The organism is Amycolatopsis sp. MtRt-6 (genome assembly GCF_017308975.1).
GTDB lineage: Bacteria > Actinomycetota > Actinomycetes > Mycobacteriales > Pseudonocardiaceae > Amycolatopsis.
Window position 1 is genome coordinate 61,715 of the sequence record NZ_JADWPD010000020.1, and the last position, 17,399, is coordinate 79,113.

Consider the following 17,399-nt stretch of genomic DNA (forward strand, 5'->3'; position numbering starts at 1 on the left):
GCAGGGATCACGAAACGAAAACGCCACCGGGTGGCCTTGATGCCGTCAACCAGGCAAGACTGAGGGCATGAGTGTGGAGGATCCCTACCTGTGGCTGGAAGACGTGACCGGCGACGACGCCCTGGACTGGGTGCGCGCCCGCAACGACGAGACGCTGGCCGAGCTGACCGGCGGCGCGCGGTTCGCCGAACTGCGTGACCAGCTGCGCGAGGTGCTCGACGCCGACGACCGGATCCCGTACGTGCGCCGCCGGGGCGCCTACTTCTACAACTTCTGGCAGGACGCGAGCCACCCGCGGGGCCTGTGGCGGCGGACCACGCTGGAGTCCTACCGCACCGACGAACCCGACTGGGAGCTGCTGCTCGACGTCGACGCGCTGGCCGAGGCCGAGGGCGAGAACTGGGTCTGGCAGGGCGCGACCGTGCTGCGGCCGGACTACCGGCGCGGCCTGGTCGAGCTGTCCCGCGGCGGCGCGGACGCCACGGTCGTCCGCGAATTCGACCTCGACGCGCACGAGTTCGTCGAGGACGGCTTCACGGTCCCGGAGGCGAAGACGCGGATCGGCTGGATCGACGAAGACCGCGTCTACATCGGCACCGACTTCGGCGAAGGCTCGCTGACCAGCTCCGGGTACCCGCGGCTGGCCAAGGAGTGGCGCCGCGGCACGCCGCTCTCCGAAGCCGTCACGGTCTTCGAGGGCAAGCCCGACGACGTCTCGATCGGCGCGTCCCACGACCCGACCGAAGGCTTCGAACGCGACTTCGTCAGCCGCGCGATCGACTTCTACCGCTCGGAACTGCACCTGCGGACGCCCGGGGGGCTGGTCAAGATCGACATCCCGGACGACGCGAGCGCGTCCGTGCACCGCGAGTGGCTGCTGGTGCGGCCGCGGACGGCGTGGACCGTGGGGGGCGAGGAACGCCCGGCCGGTTCGCTGATCGCCATCCTCTTCGACGCCTTCCTGGCCGGAGACCGGGACTTCACGACGCTGTTCACCCCCGACGAGCACACCTCGCTCGAGTACTGGGCCTGGACGCGGCACCACCTGCTGCTCGGCACGCTGCGTGACGTCCGCAGCGAGCTGCGCACGCTGACGCCGGGCCCGGACGGCTGGCAGGAGGCGCCGCTGACCGGCGGGCCGGAGTTCGGCAGCGCGGACATCTTCGACACCGACCCCGACACGAGCGACGAGTACCTGATCGACTCCAGCAGCTTCCTGCAGCCGTCGACGCTCAGCTACGGGCACGTCGGTGACGAGGTCGAAGTGCTGAAGCAGGCTCCGGCGTTCTTCGACGCTTCGGGCATGAGCGTCGCGCAGTACTTCGCGACGTCGGAGGACGGGACGAAGATCCCCTACTTCGTCGTCCGGCCGTCCGGCGCCGAAGGCGGCCCGACGCTGCTGACCGGCTACGGCGGCTTCGAGATCTCGCTGACGCCGTCCTACAGCGGCATGATCGGCCGCGGCTGGCTGGCCCGCGGCGGCACGTACGTCGTCGCGAACATCCGCGGCGGCGGCGAGTACGGGCCCGGCTGGCACACCCAGGCCATCAAGGCCGAGCGGCACCGCGTGTACGAGGACTTCGCCGCGGTGGCCGCGGACCTGGTCTCACGGGGCATCACGACGCCGGCGCGGCTCGGCATCCAGGGCGGCAGCAACGGCGGGCTGCTGATGGGCGTCATGCTGACGCGCTACCCGGACCGGTTCGGCGCGATCGTCAGCCAGGTGCCGCTGCTGGACATGCGCCGCTACCACCTGCTGCTGGCCGGCGCGTCCTGGATGGCCGAGTACGGCGACCCGGACGACGCCGCGGAGTGGGAGTTCATCTCGCGGTACTCGCCGTACCAGAACGTCCACAGTGGACGTACATACCCACCGTCGCTGTTCGTGACGTCGACGCGCGACGACCGCGTGCACCCCGCCCACGCCCGCAAGATGGTGGCACGGATGCGTGAGCAGGGGCACGACGTCCGGTACCACGAGAACATCGAGGGCGGCCACGGCGCCGCGGCGGACAACGAGCAGCTGGCGTTCAAGTGGGCGCTGGTGTTCGAGTTCCTGTGGGAGCAGCTCACGAAGTGACCCGCGCGAGCACGACGCCGCCGAGCTACTCGAGTGTCACGAGGGCGGCGTCGAAGGCGGTCAGGACGTCCGCGACGAACTCCTTTCGCCGGACGCCGAGTTCCCGCAGCGCGGGCCCGTGGTCGACGGCGACGGTGATCGCGACGCCGAGCAGCAGGGCCCGCCACGCGCCGAAGACGAGCCCACGCACGGCTTTCGGAAAACGGCCGCGGAGCCGGTGGCAATGGAACGGCACGTGCCGCTGTTCGTCGGCGAGGATGCGCGTGGCGACCTGCGTGACCAGCGGGTCACCGGTGCCGTCCCGCAGGGCGCGGTAGTACCGCAGCGCGACGACCTCGGCGATGAGCAGCACCATGAGTTCCAGCCGCAGCCCGAGCGCCCGCCGCAGCGTGACGAACACGGTGTCCGACCAGTGTTGCCGGATGGTGGGTACCCCGGCGGCGGCCAGGAGCGCGGCGAGCATCCGGGCATGGTTCTGTTCCTCGGCGACGAACAGCTTGACGGCGGCGAGGTAGGTGTCGTCCCCGGCGGCCTTCGCGATGAGGTTGGCGCCGTCGCCGGCTTCGCCGACCTGGAACCGCTGGATGCTCTTGGCGATGTCGGGGTGGAGTCTCGCGCCCTGTTCCCAGGGTGGGTCTTCGCGCTGGGCGCGGTGTTTGGCCTCGGCTTCGAAGTCCTGGAGCCAGTCTGCGTGAGTCATCCCGTCGATGATGCCGCTCGGGCCGTGGATTTCGTGGGCGGCAACCGTGGAGATTCGGTGAGGATCAAGCCGGTAAGGGCATCGTCAACGGGTAGGACCGGGTGACCCGTCACTGTTCGAAAAGACTCGGTGGCGCTACCTCACCGCTCAGCCGTCGCAGCTGATCAAGAAGCTCTTGCCGGTCCTTCACCGAGCGGGCGCCGGCCGCGACGAGCAGCTTGCTGCCCGGCGTTTCGTCCGGTGGGCTGCTCGGCACCAGCACCGGCCGCTTCCCCCGGAGTGCCGTTTCACCGGCCTTCACCGTGCCGCCCGTTTCCCCTGCCTCGATGGCAACCAGCCCCAGGCTCATACCGACGATCACCTGGTTCCGGGCCATCGCGGCCCCGGCAGACCACCGCTGGGCCGGCGCGAACTGGGAAACGACCAGCATTCTCGTGCTCAGCCTGTCGGGCGAGACTTGCTCGCGATAGGCCTTCTTCAGGACAAAGCGCTCGATCCCTTCCGCCAGAACCACGACAGTGTGCCCACCCGCCTCGAGCACCGACAAGTGTCCGGCGGTGTCGACGCCTTTCGCATACCCCGAAACCAAGGCGAGGCCCTCTTCGGCAGCGAGCCGACCACACACCCGGGCCGCGTGAAGGCCGGCCTCCGTGACGTTTCTGGAACCGCACAAACCGACAGCCGCCATCCCGAGCAACTCCAGCGGCCCGCGGAGATACAACGCGGGCGGCGCGCCCGGAAAACGCCTCAACCGCTCGGGGTACTGCGGATCGTCGCACAGTACGGCGCGCACCCCAGCGTCACGGAGCCTCGCAGCCGTCTCGCGTGCGTCGGCAAGGATCTCTCGGGGCAGCTCATCGATCGCGCGGAGCGAAGCGGCACGCCCCGGGCCCAGCAAGCCGCGGACTGCACGGCGAGGTCCGCCGGCGACACGGGGCGCCAACAGAGCGAGGACCAGATCAGTGATCTCAGGGGTGCGATCGGCTGAAGGAATGGGCACGTCCCGTCGGTCCGATGCCGGACTTGGTCACATCGGCAGCGTATCCTCGCCGCACAGTTTCGGAAATTCGACCGCACTGCTTGCCGAGATATGGAAAAGTCGAACCGAACACCGTCGACGATGGGGAGTCCGCCGTTGTCCCACGCAAGCGGAACAGAACGTTACCGTCCTGACAAGCGCGCGAGCCGGCTGGAAGCGTGGAAGCTGGAAGAGTCCGAAACATGCTGGTACCTATGGTACCGCAGTTCCTCGGAAACCACCCAGCACATCATCGGCGCGCTCCCCCGCGCGAAGGCCGTGCGAACACTCCACCACGACCCGGAATGGCCCTACCGGATCCGCCTGGACTTCGCACCATCCGACGCTCTGACCGACTTCCTCCGCATCCTGGAGAACGTACTGGTGATCGAGAGGGAATACCAGTTTTCGCTCGATGCGGCGGTCGCCTTGGACTTCTACAGCCGACAGGACGCGGCCGGCGACGTGCAGTACACCGACATCGGCCGGCTGCTCCGCCGGATCAAGGGATACGAAGCCGTCACGCGAGACGACGCCGAATCGGCTGGGCGTCAGGTGATCGACTTGATGGAAGGAGTCGTCAGCGACCACGCATGGCTCAGCACGGCCACTCGGATCATCCCGGTCCCCGGCCACTCCGTCACCGAGGTCGCGACCAGCGTGCGGATCGGGGCGGCACTCGCCGGCAGCTTCGGCATACCCCTGACCCAGGTCACCACTCGCAGCAGGGACCGGAAACCCGCCAAGCACATGCCTCCCTCGGAGCGAAAAGACCTGCTCGACGAGTTCCGGATCGAAGAATCGCTCGCCCATCGCACCGTCCTCGTCGTCGACGACGTCTATCACACCGGTCGCACCATGGCCGGGGTCGCCCGTGCGGCGAAAAGGGCGGGAGCCGACGTCGTACTGGGCCTCGCGGGAGCTCGCAACTTCCGACGTTGATCTACCTGGCCGGACCATCTGTCCCCGGCGGGCCGGCTCCGGCGACCTCAGTGGCGTCGTCGGCTGGATCCGGCGCGCCGAGCGCGGCGAGGAACGCGGCCGTCACCGGGTCCGGCCGGCCGGCCGGGCGGCGGACGGCCACCACCGGGACGCGCGCGTCCATGCCGGACACCTCCACCGTGCGGAGGCTGCCGATCCGCAGTTCCTCGCGGATGCTCGCCAGCGGCATCAACGCCACGCCCAAGCCGGCCTCGATCAGGCGTTTCTGCGCCGTCAAGCTGTCCACCGTCGTGATCGATGGGTTCGGCAGGCCCGCTGCCGCCAGGTGGTGCTCCAGCAAGCCGCGGAAGGAGCCGCCGCCGCGTTCCGCCGGGAAGCCCAGCCACTTCTCGTCCCGCAGTGGCCCCAGGTCCGGCAGCCGGGCGGCCGTGACGTGGTGGCTCGCCGGCAGCACGACCTGGAGCTTCTCCTCGCCCAGCGGGATCGACTCGAGTTCGGCGTCGGGGTGGTAGCGCACGCCGAGGTCCGCCTCGCCACTGCGGACGAGCGCACTCACTTCGCGGCTGGTGGCCGTGCGCAGGTCGACCTCGACCTCGCGCTGCGCGGTGAACTCGCGCAGCGCGTCCGCGATGCGCGAGTCGGCGAGGGTGCCGACGAGGGCCAGCCGGAACGTGGTGCCGCGCTGCCGGACAGCCCGCTCGCCGTCGCGGATCGCGGCGAGCGCGGCCTCGGCGTACGGCAGCAGCGCGCGGCCGGCGTTCGTGAGCGTCACCCTGCGGCCGGTCCGCTCGAACAACGACGCGCCGAGGCCGTGTTCCAGTTCGTGAATCCGGCGGCTGATGGCGGGCTGCGACCGATGCAGCCGGCGGGACGCCTCGGTGAACCCGCCCACCTCGGCGATGCAGACGAAGGCTTCGAGCTCGTCGACCGTCATCCGATCAGTATTCCTGATGGCCAGCTCGGACAACTATGCATTTGTCCTATCCATGTGGCCGCGGGAAGCTGGCTCCATGACGACAGCCGAGCGATTCCGCGCGCTGCACGAGCGTCCCGAGCCCTTCCTGCTGCCGAACCCCTGGGATGCCGGGACGGCCCGGTTGCTGGCCGGGCTCGGCTTCGACGCCTTGGCGACGACGAGCCTGGGCGTGGCCAACGCGGTGGGCCGGACCCGCGCGACCCGGGCGGAGATCCTGGCGAACGTCCGCGAGATCGCCGAGGCGACGTCGTTGCCGGTGAACGCCGACCTCGAAAACTGCTTCGCCGACGACCCGGCCGAAGCCGCGAAGATGATCGACGCGGCAGCCGACGCCGGTGCGGTCGGCGCGTCCATCGAGGACCACACGGGTGACATGCGCACGCCGATCTACGACTTCCGGCTGGCGGTCGACCGCGTCCGCGCGGCCGCGGAGACCGCGCGCGCCCGGTCGGTGGTGCTCACGGCCCGCTGCGAAAACCTGTTGCTGGGCGTGAACGACTTCGGCGACACGATCCGGCGCCTGCAGGCGTACGAAGAAGCGGGCGCGGACGTGCTGTACGCGCCGGGGTTGCGGACGCTGGCGGAAATCCGCGCGGTGGTGACGTCGGTGGGCAAGCCGGTGAACGTCGTGATGGGGTTCGCCGATCCGTCGATCACCCTGGACCAGCTGGCCGAGGTCGGGGTCCGCCGCGTCAGCATCGGCGCGGCGCTCTCCCGGCTCGCTCTGAAGTCCTTCATGGACGGAGCCCGCGAGATGCGCGCGGGCCGGTTCGGGTTCGTCGCCGGCCTGCCGCCGGTCGCCGAGGTGCAGCGGTTCTTCGGCTGAACCGGGCAGGTCGCCCGGTTCAGCCGAAGGAACGTCAGCTACAGCCGGACGTGGCGCCGCAGCCTTCGCAGGCGTAGCACGAACCTGCCGGACGCATCTTCGTTCCGCACGTCATGCAGAGCGGGGCGTCCGCCGCCTTGCCGAGGCGGAGCTCCATCAGCTCCGTTGTCGTCTGGGCTTCGCGGTGGGGGTGCTCCGGTGCGTCCGCGTGCGGCTCCGGCGAGGCGTCCACTGTGGACTGCAGGGCCTCCAGGTCGACGCCCGGGTTGCCGTACGTCGCCTCGACTTCGGCCGATCGCTCGTCTGCCGAGAGGATGCCCAGCTGGGAGCGCTTCTCGTACGGGAGGTAGTCCAGGGCGAGGCGGCGGAACAGGTAGTCCATCACGCTCGTCGCGATGCGGATGTCCGGGTCGTCCGTCATGCCCGCCGGCTCGAAGCGCAGGTTGGAGAACTTCGAGACGTAGAACTCGAGCGGGATGCCGTGCTGGAGGCCGACCGAGATCGACATCGAGAACGCGTCCATCACGCCGGCCAGCGTCGAACCCTGCTTGCCCAGCTTGACGAAGATCTCGCCGAGGCCGTCGTCCGGGTACGAGCCCGCCGTCAGGTAGCCCTCCGCGCCGCCGACCGTGAACGACACCGTCTGGCTCGGGCGCTTCTTCGGCAGGCGCTTGCGGACCGGGCGGTACTCGACGACCTTCTCCGGTTCGGCGGCCGCCGACTCCTTCTTCGCCGTCGACAGCGGCTGGCCGACCTTGCAGTTGTCGCGGTAGATCGCGAGGGCCTTCAGGCCGAGCTTCCAGCCCTGGAAGTAGATCTCCTCGACCTCTTCGACCGTCGCCGACTCCGGCATGTTGACCGTCTTGGAGATCGCGCCGGAGAGGAACGGCTGCACCGCGGCCATCATCCGGACGTGCCCCATCGGCGCGATCGACCGCTCGCCGACCGCGCAGTCGAACACCTCGTAGTGCTCCGGCCGCAGCCCCGGGGCGTCGACGACGTGGCCGTGCTGCGCCACGTACTCGACGATCGCCTCGACCTGCTCGGCCGGGTAGCCCAGCGCTTCCAGCGCGCGCGGCACCGTCTGGTTGACGATCTGCATCGAGCCGCCGCCGACAAGCTTCTTGAACTTCACCAGCGAGAAGTCCGGCTCGATCCCGGTGGTGTCGCAGTCCATCATGAAGCCGATGGTGCCGGTGGGCGCGAGCACCGACGCCTGCGCGTTGCGCCAGCCGTGCTTCACGCCGATTTCGATGCCCTTCTGCCACTCCTCCGTCGCCAGCGCGCGGACCGCGGCGTCGTTGGCGTGGTAGGTGCGGACGAGCTCGTTCGCCGCCGCGTGCTTGCGCATCACGCGCTGGTGGGCTTCGGCATTGCGCGCGTAGCCCTCGTACGCGCCGACGACCTGGGCCAGCTCGGCCGAACGCCGGTACGACACGCCCGTCATCAGCGACGTGATCGCCGCCGCGAGCGCGCGGCCGCCGTCGGAGTCGTACGCGTGGCCCAGCGCCATCAGCAGCGCGCCGAGGTTGGCGTAGCCGATGCCGAGCTGGCGGAACTTCCGCGTGGTGTCGGCGATCGGCTCGGTCGGGAAGTCCGCGAAGCAGATCGAGATGTCCATCGCCGTGATGACGAACTCGACGGCGCGGGCGAACAGCCGCGCGTCGAAGTTGCCCTCGCGGGTGACGAACTTCAGCAGGTTCAGCGACGCCAGGTTGCAGCTGGAGTTGTCGAGGTGCATGTACTCGCTGCACGGGTTCGACGCGGTGATCCGGCCCGACTCCGGGCAGGTGTGCCAGTCGTTGATCGTGCCGTCGTACTGGATGCCGGGGTCGGCGCACTCCCACGCGGCCTGGGCCATCGTGCGGAAGAGCTTCTTCGCGTCGGTGCGGTCGATGACCTCGCCGGTGAGCCGGGCACGCAGGCCGAAGTCGGTGCCGTTCTCGACCGCCTGCATGAACTCGTCGGACACGCGGACCGAGTTGTTCGCGTTCTGGTACTGCACCGAGGAGATGTCCGCGCCGGAGAGGTCCATGTCGAACCCGGCGTCGCGGAGGACCTTGATCTTCTCCTCTTCGCGCGCCTTGGTCTGGATGAACTCCTCGATGTCCGGGTGGTCGACGTCGAGCACGACCATCTTCGCCGCGCGCCGGGTGGCGCCGCCGGACTTGATGGTGCCCGCGGACGCGTCGGCGCCGCGCATGAACGAGACCGGGCCGGACGCGGTGCCGCCGGAGGTGAGCAGCTCCTTCGAGGAGCGGATGCGGGAGAGGTTCAGCCCGGCACCGGAGCCACCCTTGAAGATCAGGCCCTCTTCGCGGTACCAGTTGAGGATCGACTCCATCGTGTCGTCGACGGCGAGGATGAAGCAGTTGTGGACACGAAGGTTTCCGGACAGGTACTCCCCGGATTCCGTCTGGATGTCGTAGACCGGCATCTCGCCGCGGCTCTCGATCGCGGCGATCTCCAGCCGCTTCCTCTCGTGGGCGGGCAGGCCGGGCTTCTCGAACGACGCCTCGAGCTTCGCCGTCTTCACCGGATCGATGAAGCCGATCTCGTCCGCGAAGATCCGCCGGTCGCCGGCGTTCTGGATCCGGATACCCCAGAGGTCGTGCCGGTTCGGACGGCTCTCCTTCTTGCGGCCCACGCGAGCGAAGATGCCGAACCGGGCCAGCAACTGCTGGAGGCCACGAACGAGATCTTCGCCGATCATGTCCAGCGCGACCAAAGTGGACCGTTCCCGCGCGGAGACATAGCCCTCGGCCTGGAAGATGCTCCGGAGATACGCGGCCACGACCGGAAGCGGCGCCGTGTGCAGGAACTCCGGCACCTTCATGTCGACGCCGCGAGCGCGCAAGCCCCAGGTTTCCACGAAGTTCTCGAGGACGTGGCCGTAGAGCCGGGTTCGACGGCAGTCGAGTGCCTCGTCCTGGGTTTCGACGGCACGTTCGTGGCGGTGGACGCCCGGGAAGACCCGGTCGAGCGCCGTACGCACCCAGGCCAGCTCGGCGTCGTTCACGGTCATCGCTTCGATCGTGAGCGAACGGTTCGTCCCCTCGTACTGACCGACGAAGCCGTCCGACTGCAACCAGCCCGCCAGCGCGGCTTCGGCGATGTCGGTTTCCCGGATCTCCTCCTCGCCGAACGCGCTGCGGCGGTGCCATTCGAGCTGGTCTCCGACCCGCAGCTCGCCGGCGGGCACGAACTTCCCGCCGCCCGCGCTCGCACGCCACACGAGGTGGTCGGCCGTGACGTCGAGGACGTGGCCCGACTTCGTCGTGACCCGCAGGACTTCCTTGTTGCCGTTCGCCTTGGTGGCGACGACCTTGGTCAGCCCGTGCGCGTCGTAGACCTTGGCACCCACGGCGTTCAGCTCTACGAAGCGGCCGATCGGCACGGCGCCGCCGGGCGTGCTCACCAGGGCGTCGTACGGCTGGCAGGCGCTGACCTGCTGCTTCGACGGCGTGCCGACGTTGAACCAGACCGGGGAGTTGAAGCTGAAGACCTGGTGCAGCAGCATCCAGGTGAGTTCGTGCTCGAAGATCTCGAGGTCCTGCGGGGTGGCGAAGTAGCCGTGGTCGCGCGCGGCCTTGACGTAGGTGTGCACGACCCGGTCGATGAGCTGCTTGAGGCTGCGCTCGCGCTGCGGGCTGCCGACGGCGCCGCGGAAGTACTTGCTGGTGACGATGTTAGTGGCGTTGACCGACCAGAACTCGGGGAACTCGACGCCGCGCTGCTCGAAGTTGACCGAGCCGTCGCGCCAGTTGGTCATGACGACGTCCCGCTGCTCCCAGGTGACCTGGTCGTACGGGTGCTGGCCCTCGGTCGTGAAGACGCGCTGCACACTCAGCCCGCCGGCGGCCTTGCTCTTCTTGCCGGCGGCCGCGCGGGCCCCCGTTCCCACGGTTTCCGTCATCGGTTGAACCCTCTCCCGCAGCGGGACGGCTCAGTCGCCGTCTTCGCGCTGATCGCTGACCTTCTGGGCAGCAGCACCCGCCATGGCCTCACGGAGATCGGCGATTTCCTTCTCGAAGTCTTCGACCGAGGAGAAGGAGCGGTAGACACTGGCGAACCGGAGGTAGGCGACCCCGTCGAGCTCACGCAGCGGGCCCAGGATGGCCAGGCCGACCTCGTGGCTCGGGATCTCCGCCAGCCCGGCGGAGCGGATCGACTCCTCCACGCGCTGCGCGAGCTGCTGCAGCGCGTCGTCGTCGACCGGCCTGCCCTGGCAGGCGCGGCGGACGCCGCTCACCACCTTGTCCCGGCTGAACTGCTCGGTGACCCCGGACCGCTTGACGACGGCCAGCACCATCGTCTCCGAAGTCGTGAACCGCCGTCCGCACGACGCGCACGAGCGCCGCCTGCGGATCGCCTGGCCTTCATCCACCTCTCGGGAGTCGACGACCCGAGAGTCCGCATGCCGGCAGAACGGGCACCGCATCCGCCGATCACCTTCCCCTCCAAGTCGGCCGCCCCGGTCGACGCCCCGCGGCCACCACGCATCCGGCGCACCTGGTGATCGTTTTGTGGACATCCGGTGGGTAAAGCCGACCAGCTGTGGACAACTGCTGCCCAGTCTACCCCAACCTGTGGACCAACTACAGCGGTGTAACTACTACATATAGCGGCGAAGGGTAGAACTCGGCGGGAGGGTGCGCAAGCGGCACGCCGGACGCGATCCCCGCCCGGGTGAGGTCTCGGCGGTCCGGTTGCGACGGGTGGAACACCCGTGGCCGGGAGCCGGGGTGCCGGGGCGAGGACGTCACGGTAGCGCCCCCCAGGTGGACCGGCTCGGCGGGCACCGGGCAGCGGAAAACACGGGAAGACGGAGGCGCCGCTTCCGGACGGCCGCAGGTTCACCGAGGCGAGTGATCTTCGAAGGCACCGCCAGGAGCCGGGGGACGGCAGTCACGGCGCGGGCGCGGCGGCCGGGTCCGCGACCGGGACCGTCAGCGGCAGCCCGGGCACCAGGACGGCTTGGTCCAGCCGGTTCAGCTCCTTGATCCGGGCGACGACCGCGCCCGGATCGCTGTCCGGCGCGAAGCGGGCGGCCAGCGAAGCGAGCGTGTCGCCCTGGCCGACGGACACCGTCGCGGTCCGCTCGGGCACCGGGGCGCCGGACGCGCCGCTCCCCAGAAGACCCAGCCCCGCGATCATGAGGCAGCTTCCGACGGCGAGCGCCACCAGCCACGGCCACCGCACCGATACCCGCCGCGGCGCCGCGCAGGGCGCGCCGGCCGATCGGCGGCCCGCCACCACCTTCGCGCGTGTCGGCGGGCGGTGCACCTCGCCGCGGCGCCCGCGCAGGAGGCGCACCGGCCGGAGTGGTGCCGGGACCGGGGTCGCCGGGCGCACGTGCCCGCGTTCGGCCAGAATGGACATCCGAACCTCCTCGAAACCCTGGTGTCCGCCCGTTTCCCGGACCGGGAGCGGCCCGTGGATCAAGGTCGAACAGGCGTTCTATCGAACGCTCGTGCGAAGGTCTACCACCTACCACCGACAAAATCGAGCGGACACGGCGTGTCGATCGAACAGATGTTTGAAATCGTCGTGCCCGGGGGCTAACGTCGGTGACCAGGGCATCTGCCGGGCAGATGCCGCCGGCGAGCTGCCCGCACCCGGCGGGCGGCGGCCGGCGCGCGATACGTGCAGCGAACGTCTGGGAGGCGACGCAGTGGCGAAGGAGAACAAGGCGGGCAGGACCAGCGGGTCCCCCGGCGGCTCGGGCAAGGTGCACGCCATGCCCGAGGTGTACGACGTGGACGAGACCCTCACCGTCCGCCAGCAGCAGGTGCTCGACGTGATCCGCACGTGGGTGAGCCGGTTCGGCTACCCGCCGAGCGTGCGCGAAATCGGCGAGGCGGTCGGGCTGACGTCGACGTCGTCGGTCTCGCACCAGCTGCGCGCGCTGCAGCGCAAGGGCTACCTGCGCCGGGACGCGAACCGGCCGCGCGCGGTCGGCGTGCTCGCGGCGACCGACGACAACCCCATGGGCATCGAGATGGACCAGCAGCCGGTCATGCCGAAGGCGGCGTACGTGCCGCTGGTCGGCCGGATCGCCGCCGGTGGCCCGGTGCTGGCCGAACAGGCCATCGAGGACGTCTTCCCGCTGCCGCGGGAGATCGTCGGCGAGGGCGAGCTGTTCCTGCTGAAGGTCACCGGCGACTCGATGGTCGACGCGGCCATCACCGACGGCGACTGGGTCGTGGTCCGGCAGCAGCCGGACGCGGACAACGGCGAGATCGTCGCGGCGATGATCGACGGCGAGGCCACGGTCAAGACGTTCAAGCGCAAGGGCGGCCACATCTGGCTGATGCCGCACAACGAGGCGTACGAGCCGATCCCCGGCGACGACGCCACCGTGCTCGGCAAGGTCGTCGCGGTCCTGCGCCGCCTTTGAGACGGCGCGATCCCGGGCTTTCGCACGGCCCGGGAGAACCACCGGATCGGATGATTTTCGGCTGTGGGGAGCCGAAGGTCAGCGGCGGGCGCGGCGACGCAGCTTGCTGAAGCCGAACCAGCCCAAACCGACCACCGCGAGCGTGATCCCGGCGGCAGGCAGGACGGGGAGCCCGGCTCCGTCCGCTGCCGAGCCGGACGACGCGCTCGTTCCGGTCGAGGTCGTTCCCTCCGCCGGTGCGCCGGACTGCGCGGCCAATGCCGCCGCGCCCCGCACCGTGCGGAGGGGCTGGCCCACGCCTTCGCTGCCGGAGAGCAACGTCCCGTCCGGGTCGAACGCGATCGCCTCGCCCTGCTTCTCCCCCGGCAACGGGATCCGCACGGGATTGCGCTGCAACGCCGCCAGCACGTCGCCGTCCGGAGCCGCGTACACGTACGCGTCCGTGTAGGTCCGCAGCGCGACCGCGCTGCCGTCGGCCATCGAAGCGCCGCCCGTCACCAGGACCGAGCCGATCGAGCCGACCGGGCCGCCCTGGGTGTCCGTCGTCGCGATCTTCACCGTGCCGACTTTCTCCAGCGTGGTCGGCCCCGGGCTCGTCAACGGCCCCGACGGCCGGTACACCTTGGCCTCGCCGAGGATGTCCTTGGTGATCAGGTACGGCGTGCCCGCCTTGTCCATGACCAGCGCTTCGGTGTCGTGCTGGCCGTCCGGGTACGTGAGCCGGTGCAGCGTGACCTTGCCTTCGGGACTCATCTCCAGCAGGGCGACCGTCAGCCGGCCCTTCTGGTTGTCGCCGGTGTCGGACAGCCACAGGCGCCCGTCGGGCGTGCGGGCCAGGTCCTCGACGTCGAACGGGTCCGTGCGATCCGTCAGCACCTTCTGGACCTTGCAGTCCCGGCCCAGCACGAACACCTGGACCTTGCTGCCGCCGTCGTTGATCGCGTACAGCTTGGACCCGTCGGAGACCAGGCCGGACAGCTCGCCGATGCGCGAGTCCTTCATCGTGCACAACGGCTCCGGAGCCGGAGCCGCCCAGGCGGGAACCGCCCCGCCCAGCACGGCCATGAAGACAAACGCGACGACCCAGCGCACCCAGCCACCTCCGTAGTGTGCGACCACTCCGGTCGCACACTACGGAGACGTGTCAGGCCCTGGTCGAGTTGGTCTCGTACTCGCGCAAAGCCGCCGCGAGGTCCGGGCGGACCCGCACCAGCAGGCGCGTGCCCTCCTCGGCGTGCTCCTCTTCGAGGACCTCGCCGTCCGCGTGCGCCCGCGCGACCAGCTCGCCGCGCGAGTACGGCACGAGGACCTCGACCGTGACCTCCGGCCGCGGCAGGCGGTCGGCGATCACCTCGACGAGCTCCGGGATGCCCGCCCCGGTCCGCGCCGAGACCTGCACCGACCCGGCCAGCGCGTGCCGCAGGCGAGCCAGGCTGACCTCGTCGGACGCGTCGGTCTTGTTGATCACCAGCAGCTCCGGCGGGAGCGGCTCCTTGCGCTTGCGGGTGATCTCGCCGAGCACCTCGCGCACCGCGCTGACCTGCTCTTCGGGTGCCGGGTCGGACCCGTCCACCACGTGCACGAGCAGGTCCGCGTCGGCGGCCTCCTCCAGCGTTGAACGGAACGCGTCCACCAGCTGGTGCGGCAGGTGCCGCACGAACCCGACGGTGTCGGTCAGCGTGTAGCCGCGGCCGTCCGGCGTCGACGCGCGCCGGGTGGTCGGGTCGAGGGTGGCGAACAGCGCGTCCTCCACCAGCACCCCGGCCCCGGTCAGCGCGTTGAGCAGGCTCGACTTGCCGGCGTTGGTGTAGCCGACGATCGCCACGCTGGGCACCTCGTTGGCCAGCCGCCGCCCGCGCTTGGTCTCGCGGATGGTGTCCATGGCCGCGATCTCCCGGCGCAGCTTCGCCACACGCTTGTTGATCCGCCGCCGGTCGGTTTCGAGCTTGGTCTCACCGGGACCACGCAGGCCGACGCCGCCGTTCGCGCCGCCGGCGCGCCCACCGGCCTGCCGGGACAGCGAGGCACCCCACCCGCGCAGCCGCGGGATCAGGTACTGCAGCTGGGCCAGCTCGACCTGCGCCTTGCCCTCCTTGGACCGGGCGTGCTGGGCGAAGATGTCGAGGATCAGCGCGGTCCGGTCGATGACCTTGACCTTGACCTTCTCCTCGAGCTGCCGCAGCTGGCCCGGCGAAAGCTCGCCATCGCAGATCACGGTGTCGGCGCCGGTGGAACCGACGATGTCGCGCAGCTCCCGCACCTTGCCCGAGCCGATGTAGGTGGCCGGGTCCGGCTTGGTCCGCCGCTGGATGAGGCCTTCGAGGACCTCCGAGCCCGCCGTCTCGGCCAGGCGCGCCAGCTCGGCCAGCGACGCCTCGGACTGCAGGGCCGTGCCCTCGGTCCACACGCCGACCAGCACGACGCGCTCGAGCCGCAGTTGCCGGTACTCGACCTCGGTGACGTCGTCCAGCTCCGTGGACAGTCCCCTGACCCGGCGCAGCGACGCGCGGTCTTCGAGCTCCATCTCGCCGGTCGACGGGTCGTACAGGTCGTCGTCGTGGTCTTCGGTGTGTGTCAGTTCTGTCATCGTGCCTCCATGTTCCCACGATTCGCCGCGGGAACCGAACTATTACGTGCTGGGATAGGTGGCGAGGTAGATCGCGGTGCGCTCGGCGCCGGGACGGCGGGGACGCGCGCGGAACTCCTCGAGCAGGGCGTTGAGCCGGGTTTCCAGCTCCGCCCGCTCCTCGGGGGCCACCTGGACGACGAGGCGTGTCTGGTGCACGCCGTCGAAACCTGTCTCGGCGATCTCGGCCAGATACGCCTCGAGCATCGCCTGGTCCAAGCCCTTGTCACCGCATGAGTCGAGTGTCCACGAAAGCCCGGTCGAAAGATACGGAATTTCCCGGGCGCCCCGTGCCCCGCGGCGCGGCGGCTGCGCGGCGAGGAAGCCGGTGTCGACGAGCTTGCGCACGTGGTGCAGCGTCGTCGCCGGATCCCGGCCCAGCCTTTCGGCCAGCTCCTTGTTCGTCAGCGCCTCCGAAAAAGTCAACCGGATGATGCGCAGCCGTATTCCGGAGGCCAGCGCGGCGGCCTCGGCTTCGGTCGCGGGACGTCGTTTCTCGGGGGGCACGCGGGACAGCCTAGAGCGAACAGTGATTGACAGTTTCCAATCACTCCCGCCACACTCGGGGACCATGCACCGGGGGTCACTCTTCCGCCACGCCGACTTCAGGCGGCTCTGGGCCGGCGACACGGCCAGCCAGTTCGGCACGGCCATCGGCTACACCGCCATCCCGCTGCTCGCGGCCGTGACGCTGGCCGCGACACCGTTCGAGATGGGCCTGCTGACCGCGGCCGAGACACTCGCTTTCCTGCTGATCGGCCTGCCCGCCGGGGTGTGGGTGGACCGGCTGCGCCGCCGCCGGGTCATGCTCACCGCCGACTTCACGCGGGCGGCGCTGCTGCTGAGCGTGCCGATCAGCTGGTGGGCCGGGGTGCTGACGTTCGCCCAACTGCTGGTCGTCGTGCTCGTCGTGGGCATCGCGACGGTGTTCTTCGACGTCGCGTACCAGTCGTACCTGCCCTCGCTCGTCGGCCGGGAGCACCTTCTGGAAGGCAACGCCAAGCTGCAGGCCGTCCAGTCGGTCGCGCAGATCGCCGGGCCCAGCGCGGCCGGCGTGCTGGTCCAGTTGGTCAACGCGGCCAGCACCGTGCTGCTCACCGGCCTCGGCTACCTCACGTCGGCCCTGTTCTTGCTGCGCATCCGCACCGTCGAGCCCGAGCCGGTCCGCGAGGGCCACGCCAAGCTGGTGTCGCAGGTCGCCGAAGGGCTTCGGTTCGTCTTCTCCGACCGGCCGCTGCGCGCGATCGTGGCGACGACGTCGACGTCGAACTTCTTCAACAGCGCGTTCCTGGCCGTACAGGTGCTGTTCCTGACCCGGACGGCCGGCCTGCCACCGGCCGCGGTCGGTGTGCTGCTGGCCGCCGGCGGGGCCGGCGGCATCCTCGGCGCGCTGTGCTCGGGCGCGCTGACCCGGCGGATCGGCCAGGCCCGGGCGATCTGGCTGGTCCCGCTGCTGACCATGCCCGGCCACCTGTTGATCCCGTTCGCCGCGCCCGGATGGCGGCTCGGCCTCGCCGGGCTGGGCGCCGTCGCGGGCGGCTTCGGGATCATCGTCTACAACGTCGCACAGGTTTCGTACCGGCAGGCGATCTGCCCGGACCGGCTGCTCGGCCGGATGAACGCGAGCGTGCGGTTCGTCGTCTGGGGCACGATGCCGCTCGGCGGGCTGCTGGGCGGCGGGCTCGGCGAGTGGCTCGGGCTGCGGGGTGCGATATGGGTGGCGCTCGCCGGCGAGGTCGCGTCGGTGCTGTGGGTGGTCTGCTCGCCCCTGCGGCACATGCGCGACCTGCCTACCGAAGCGAAAACCGGTTCTCCCGCCGCCTAGAGTTGC

14 protein-coding genes are annotated in these 17,399 nt (G+C 70.1%); 5 read left to right on the plus strand and 9 right to left on the minus strand.

Annotation, left to right across the window (positions count from 1 at the left end; all coding sequences use genetic code 11):
* Window positions 1-67 precede the first annotated feature (67 nt).
* Complete coding sequence (locus tag I4Q55_RS29780; RefSeq protein ID WP_206792255.1) at window positions 68-2,080, plus strand: prolyl oligopeptidase family protein; 2,013 nt, start codon at window positions 68-70, stop codon at window positions 2,078-2,080.
* Window positions 2,081-2,105: 25 nt separating this feature from the next.
* On the opposite strand, the gene I4Q55_RS29785 is transcribed toward I4Q55_RS29780, so the two are convergent.
* On the minus strand, window positions 2,106-2,780 hold the full coding sequence (locus I4Q55_RS29785; RefSeq protein ID WP_206792257.1) for a ferritin-like domain-containing protein: 675 nt from the start codon (window positions 2,778-2,780) through the stop codon (window positions 2,106-2,108).
* A gap of 109 nt (window positions 2,781-2,889) precedes the next feature.
* Window positions 2,890-3,573 carry a DNA-processing protein DprA gene (locus I4Q55_RS29790; protein WP_206792259.1) on the minus strand — a complete coding sequence of 228 codons (684 nt, stop codon included), beginning with the start codon at window positions 3,571-3,573 and terminating at the stop codon, window positions 2,890-2,892.
* A 342-nt stretch (window positions 3,574-3,915) separates the two neighbouring features.
* Here I4Q55_RS29790 and I4Q55_RS29795 point away from each other — a divergent pair, with 342 nt between their 5' ends.
* Window positions 3,916-4,740: a ComF family protein gene (locus I4Q55_RS29795; protein ID WP_206792261.1), complete on the plus strand. Its 825-nt coding sequence runs from the start codon at window positions 3,916-3,918 to the stop codon at window positions 4,738-4,740.
* A 1-nt stretch (window position 4,741) separates the two neighbouring features.
* On the opposite strand, the gene I4Q55_RS29800 is transcribed toward I4Q55_RS29795, so the two are convergent.
* Window positions 4,742-5,674 (minus strand): LysR family transcriptional regulator, encoded by a 933-nt coding sequence (locus tag I4Q55_RS29800; RefSeq protein WP_206792263.1) that lies wholly within the window; start codon window positions 5,672-5,674, stop codon window positions 4,742-4,744.
* A gap of 76 nt (window positions 5,675-5,750) precedes the next feature.
* On the opposite strand from I4Q55_RS29800, the gene I4Q55_RS29805 reads away from it, so the two are divergent.
* Window positions 5,751-6,542 (plus strand): oxaloacetate decarboxylase, encoded by a 792-nt coding sequence (locus I4Q55_RS29805; RefSeq protein WP_206792265.1) that lies wholly within the window; start codon window positions 5,751-5,753, stop codon window positions 6,540-6,542.
* Between the two features lie 34 nt (window positions 6,543-6,576).
* On the opposite strand, the gene I4Q55_RS29810 is transcribed toward I4Q55_RS29805, so the two are convergent.
* From I4Q55_RS29810 to I4Q55_RS29820, 3 genes are all read right to left on the minus strand, one after another.
* Complete coding sequence (locus tag I4Q55_RS29810) at window positions 6,577-10,458, minus strand: vitamin B12-dependent ribonucleotide reductase (protein ID WP_206792268.1); 3,882 nt, start codon at window positions 10,456-10,458, stop codon at window positions 6,577-6,579.
* Between the two features lie 30 nt (window positions 10,459-10,488).
* Window positions 10,489-10,983, minus strand: coding sequence for a transcriptional regulator NrdR (nrdR, locus tag I4Q55_RS29815; RefSeq protein WP_206792270.1), 495 nt, complete (start codon window positions 10,981-10,983; stop codon window positions 10,489-10,491).
* 467 nt (window positions 10,984-11,450) lie between these two features.
* The gene (locus I4Q55_RS29820) at window positions 11,451-11,924 is read right to left on the minus strand and encodes a LysM peptidoglycan-binding domain-containing protein (protein ID WP_206792272.1); all 474 of its coding nucleotides are present in this window, start codon (window positions 11,922-11,924) and stop codon (window positions 11,451-11,453) included.
* A 358-nt stretch (window positions 11,925-12,282) separates the two neighbouring features.
* On the opposite strand from I4Q55_RS29820, the gene lexA reads away from it, so the two are divergent.
* Window positions 12,283-12,942: a transcriptional repressor LexA gene (gene lexA, locus I4Q55_RS29825; RefSeq protein WP_167384977.1), complete on the plus strand. Its 660-nt coding sequence runs from the start codon at window positions 12,283-12,285 to the stop codon at window positions 12,940-12,942.
* Window positions 12,943-13,020: 78 nt separating this feature from the next.
* On the opposite strand, the gene I4Q55_RS29830 is transcribed toward lexA, so the two are convergent.
* From I4Q55_RS29830 to I4Q55_RS29840, 3 genes are read right to left on the minus strand one after another with little or no spacing between them, the layout of a single operon-like run.
* Window positions 13,021-14,034 carry a hypothetical protein gene (locus tag I4Q55_RS29830; protein ID WP_206792274.1) on the minus strand — a complete coding sequence of 338 codons (1,014 nt, stop codon included), beginning with the start codon at window positions 14,032-14,034 and terminating at the stop codon, window positions 13,021-13,023.
* Between the two features lie 52 nt (window positions 14,035-14,086).
* The gene (gene hflX / locus I4Q55_RS29835; RefSeq protein WP_206792276.1) at window positions 14,087-15,529 is read right to left on the minus strand and encodes a GTPase HflX; all 1,443 of its coding nucleotides are present in this window, start codon (window positions 15,527-15,529) and stop codon (window positions 14,087-14,089) included.
* 42 nt (window positions 15,530-15,571) lie between these two features.
* A complete protein-coding gene (locus I4Q55_RS29840) occupies window positions 15,572-16,075 on the minus strand; it encodes a transcriptional regulator (RefSeq protein WP_206792278.1) in 504 nt (167 codons plus the stop codon).
* Window positions 16,076-16,139: 64 nt separating this feature from the next.
* On the opposite strand from I4Q55_RS29840, the gene I4Q55_RS29845 reads away from it, so the two are divergent.
* Window positions 16,140-17,393 carry an MFS transporter gene (locus tag I4Q55_RS29845; protein ID WP_206792280.1) on the plus strand — a complete coding sequence of 418 codons (1,254 nt, stop codon included), beginning with the start codon at window positions 16,140-16,142 and terminating at the stop codon, window positions 17,391-17,393.
* Window positions 17,394-17,399 lie beyond the last annotated feature (6 nt).